Source organism: Anabaena sp. FACHB-1391, from assembly GCF_014696755.1.
In the GTDB taxonomy this organism is placed as follows: domain Bacteria; phylum Cyanobacteriota; class Cyanobacteriia; order Cyanobacteriales; family Nostocaceae; genus Dolichospermum; species Dolichospermum planctonicum.
Genome location: NZ_JACJQS010000075.1, coordinates 1 through 4911 on the forward strand (window position 1 = coordinate 1; position 4911 = coordinate 4911).

The 4911-nt window shown below is 37.6% G+C and carries 3 protein-coding genes; 1 reads left to right on the forward strand and 2 read right to left on the reverse strand.

Going from position 1 to position 4911, the window contains the following annotated elements; genetic code table 11:
- Positions 1-150: 150 nt before the first annotated feature.
- Complete coding sequence (locus H6F62_RS20155) at positions 151-777, forward strand: DUF4351 domain-containing protein (protein ID WP_347238726.1); 627 nt, start codon at positions 151-153, stop codon at positions 775-777.
- Positions 778-1215: 438 nt separating this feature from the next.
- On the opposite strand, the gene H6F62_RS20160 is transcribed toward H6F62_RS20155, so the two are convergent.
- Positions 1216-2904, reverse strand: a complete 1689-nt coding sequence (locus H6F62_RS20160; RefSeq protein ID WP_190372826.1) for a serine/threonine-protein kinase — start codon at positions 2902-2904, stop codon at positions 1216-1218.
- 527 nt (positions 2905-3431) lie between these two features.
- Positions 3432-4673, reverse strand: coding sequence for a glycosyltransferase family 4 protein (locus tag H6F62_RS20165; protein ID WP_137907329.1), 1242 nt, complete (start codon positions 4671-4673; stop codon positions 3432-3434).
- Between the last annotated feature and the right edge of the window lie 238 nt (positions 4674-4911).

A 4911-nucleotide genomic window follows, 5' to 3' on the forward strand; every position in this document is an offset into this window, starting at 1 on the left:
TTCCTCAATATGGGCTGCAACTATTTTTTCTCGGAGATCCACTGAATATGCTTTCATGACAGTATTATCTTTATTATTACTAACTGTACCTCATAACTTCGGAAACTGCTGTATAATTATCGTGCCTTTGACCTTTATCACCAATTTGTCGTGAGTTTGGCGATTTTAGGTGATACGAGTTCCACTTGGCGACCTAACAGTTATCATCAAGCAATGTTAGATTGTGAATTAAGTCTGAAGTTCCCCATTGCTAAACTCCTGGACTATGAATCACGGTGGAATGAACTAGAATCAAGTGATAATCCCTTTGCTATCATAGTAATGGCGCATTTGAAAACCAAAGCCACCACAGGTAATTTAGCAGAACGGGAACAGTGGAAATGGACATTAGTTAGGGGACTTTACGAGCGAGGCTTAACAAAAGAAAAGATTGTTAACCTTTTTAAGATAATTGATAAAATGATGACATTGCCCAAAGAATTGCAACAGGGATTAGTCGCTAAAATTAAACATTTGGAGGAGGAAAATCAAATGCCTTTTATTAGTCCAACAGAAGAATTAGCAATGGAACGAGGGGTAGAAAGGGGAATAGAGCAGGGAGAACAACAACTGATTTTCCGGCAACTAAATCGGCGAATTGGTCGAATTGAATCATCATTCATTGAGACAATTCGGACATTGACAATTGACCAATTAGAATTACTCGGTGAAGCACTCTTAGATTTCTCCACTGTCACTGATTTAGAACAATGGTTAGAAAATAACTCAGAGTTTTAGAAAACAAAACCCCATGGTTCACTAATTACTGTGGGGTAAAACAACTTTCTAGAAGCCGAGATTCTTGGGAGAAATTAAATTAGGACTTACGCAACTGTCACCCCAAAAATCTCTTGTAGGGTGCGTCAGATATCAACAATCTGTTTATTTGCAGGATTTATCCAGTAGCAAAGCACCCTACCAATGTGCCAGTTGGGTAAGTCCTGGAAAAGTTAGAAAATTTGCTACTTAGGTAAATCTCAAATATAAAGAAATAATTAAGAATATCCAAAAATTATATAAATTGTTATTACAGAACTATGCAAATGGGAACAAAGACTGTATATTAGTGTCAACTTGAGTATACCGAAAGATTTATAGTCTACCAATTATGAGATACCTCTGGTTCACCACAAAATGAACCGGGGGTATCTGTGTTTTGGGGCTAATTAACAGAATTTACCTCCAACCTAACCAACGTAAACAAGGACTAATTAAGTAATAGCTGATACTTAAAGAAAAACTAATTAAGATACTCACAAAACTAAAAAAACCCAGGGGTGAAAATATATCAAACCCTTGTGGTTCTCTATAAAAATGAAATAAATGTAGTCTTAATCCTAAGTTAGTGAAAACACCTATCAAATTAGCACTACCCAAACCAGCAATTACAGCATAAGCGATTTTATGAGTGCGAATACCTAAACCTAATGTCAGTATGGGAAGTGATATCAAAATCCATATTACGAAGTTTTCACTACTATTTTGAGTGGGAATGAATTGACAAGCTATCCAGCCTAGACTATAACCAATCAAACCCATAAAAGCGGAAACCAGAAACCGTCGCTTTTGTCCAAAACAACCTGACAAGCTTAGTCCCAAACCTGTTCCCAAACCTGCAAAAGCGTAGACTATGGTTTCGGCGGCTATGTACGGTTGATTTTTGACTAATGTTGGTAATAGATAGGCTAGTAATTCTAGCCAGCGATCGCCTAAACTGGTATAATCAGCCAGAATAAAACCGATGATAGTGGCTATTCCCATGCAAATACTAGTCAAAATCATTACCCAAATAGTCACCAAACCAGCAAATAAAAACTTAAATACTCCCCGAATAATAAATAAAGTTGTATTACCTATAGCTTGGAAAAATTGAACAACTAATTTTACTAAATACTTGCCAATGCGGGTAAATAATCCTTCCCGTGGTAATGGGGAAGCAATCTTTAATAATCTTTTGTGAATAATACCTGCGTGTGCTGGACGCGATCGCACGTCATCCTGTACCATTTCATCTAGCAAGTCTGCTAAATCTGGTTTAATCTGACAATAATTACGCCACCGTAATTTTCCCGTGAGACTGTCTTCCAATTCAGGTGGATATTTACCCGTTAGGAGTTGAATCATCGTCCGTCCCAAAGCATAGAAATCTGCCCCAGGACCGACATTACTACCATGAATTTGTTCTTGAGGACTATAACCGGAGGAGTATAAGCGGGTGGAGGTAGAATGGGATTTTAAAACTGAACCACTAACTTGTTTAGCGCCCCCAAAATCAATTAAGACTAACTTATCCTCCTTGAGGGGTTTAGCGGGTGTAGAGGTTCGTAACATTAAATTAGAAGGCTTTATATCTCGGTGAATAATTTGGCGCTTGTGTAACTCCTGCAAAATCTGTACAGCTTGAATAAACCAACATAAAACTAAATCTTCTGGACAACCTTGGGGGGAATTTATTAATACTTCCTCTAAAGTATAGCCATGGATTTTTTCCATCACCAAACATGGTAATTGAAGGGGTTGAGGATTGATCAAATTAACTTGAAAATACCCATCATTGTCCACTTTGGGGACGGCATTACTACGGAAATTACTTAAAAATTCCGCCTCTTGCATGAACAATTCAAGTGCCTTCGCTGAAGTCTCTACAAGCACCTTGAGGACTTTTTCTGTTTGTGTCTTTTCATCCCAAATTGTATAAATTTGAGCAAATCCCCCTGATCCTAGTGGTTTAAGAGGGAAATAACGTTCTAACAAATGCAACTGTGCGCCACAACTGTTACAAAATTTGTTTCCCCAGGGTTGGGGATAAGGACGTTGACAATGAGGATTTATGCAGTGAACTGCACTCTGAGTTATCTGGGTCAAAACCACGAAAATACAAAGGCTGGATTGATTTTAGCGTCTCTTGAGGGTTGTGGATAGGGTTAAATCAAAATCAAGAAAAAAATTGGCACAAACACAGACCATTCAAATCAATTCAGATCAGGAATGATGGGTCTGACCCCCTATTAATTATCCGGTAAAAATGTAATTAAAAAAGATTAATAATCAAGAATGAAAAAATTTCAGAAAAATGCCAAATTGGCAACCATGGTCAAATGAACCAGGCTAAATTATATGAGACAAGCAAAAACAAGGGATTGTTAAGAGGTTAAATCAACTAACATAAAGCTCTTGTGGAGATTGTCTAAAAAATCAATAGAATTAGTATTTGCTGCACAGGAATACCTGCTAAATATAGACGTGATCGTTAACCTGCAAATTACCCCCCTAATTAACGGGTTTCGTCTATATGAATAAATTCCTAAACGCTTCAGCAGCAAATGGTAGAGTGGGAGAGAAAGGCGCTTGGTAATGCCTCCTCCCACTCTCTTTTTCTGGGGAGTTTTTCCTCACATAGAATTGGTATGACCCAACAACCAATTTAAATGCTGTGGTAATAATGTTGCTAAATCATAGTTATTGATTATAGTCTTTCTGGCAGCGGCACGAATAGGAATCATATCTGGGGAATTATCCAAAGCCGCGTTGACTTTGTTAGCAATTTGTTGGGGAGAAAAGAAATCTACCAACAGTCCATTTTTACCATCTTCAATTACTTCTAAAACTGGTGGAGTATCAGAAGCTATTAATAAACATCCTGTAGACATGGCTTCTAACATTGACCAGGATAAGACAAAAGGACGGGTTAAATAAATATGGGCTGAGGAAGCTTGTAAAACTTGGAGATATTCACTATAAGGTAGTCTACCGGTAAAGTGTAATCTGGATAAATCCAAATCTAACTTTTCTAACATTAACTGTTTATAGGTTTTACCATCTGGTAGAGTTTTTCCATAAGCTACCCTATCTTCCCCCACAACTACAACATGACAATTTGGCCGTTGTTGTTGAATTAATGCTACTGCTTCCATGAACTGAGGAAAACCGCGATAAGGTTCCATTCCCCTGCCTACATAGGTTACTAATTCTGTAACCTGGGAAAGGTCAAGATTAATGCGAGGTAAAACTAATTTAGCATCTGGCTGGGGTTGAAAAAAATTAGTATCAATTCCATCGTGACAAACACTGATTTTACTATGATATTCTGGGGGAAATTGCTGCCGTTGCCAATTAGTAGGAGAAAGACCACGATGACAATTATATAAATCAATTAAAATCGGGGCATTTTTCACACGAATACGACATAAATCATCTGCATTTAGTGGTTCACTGGGATCAAAATCAGCATCAGAACCGCGACCATGATAAAACCATTCAAAGAAACACAATAATTCTGCTTCGGGGAAAATTTCTTTCATAAATAATGTCGGACCCCAACCCGAATGACCGTAAATTATATCTGGGATAAAACCCTGTGTTTTCAGATTTTCTGCCATTCGATATACAGCTTGTCCAGTAATAACTGCATTTTCTAAATTGCGGACATAATGATGGGTTTGGGGTGCTGCTTGACGGGAAGGTTGATAAATAGCTTTAAATACACCAGGTATAGTTCCTTCCTGACGATTAGTGCCAAATACAATTTGGTAATTGCTATCTTGGGCTAAAGCTGCGGCTAAATGGCGAAATTGAGCGGGAAAGTTGGGATGTAAGAATAAAATCCGTTTGGGAATTGTCGCAGCATTTTTCATATATGTAAATACTTATCTTTGAGTCAATGTGATACTTATTTTATAATACATTACAGCCATTTTATTTTGAGGGTGATATTATTGACGCTCCCCGCCCTATAGAGGGACGGGGATTCTTGTTTCAACCCACATTCCGCACCCTGAACTGTCACAGATCAAAAAAGCAGAGATAGTAGTACATAATAACTAACGATCAATTAAAGAGAAATAAGCTTAATGAGAATACATATCATTAAAA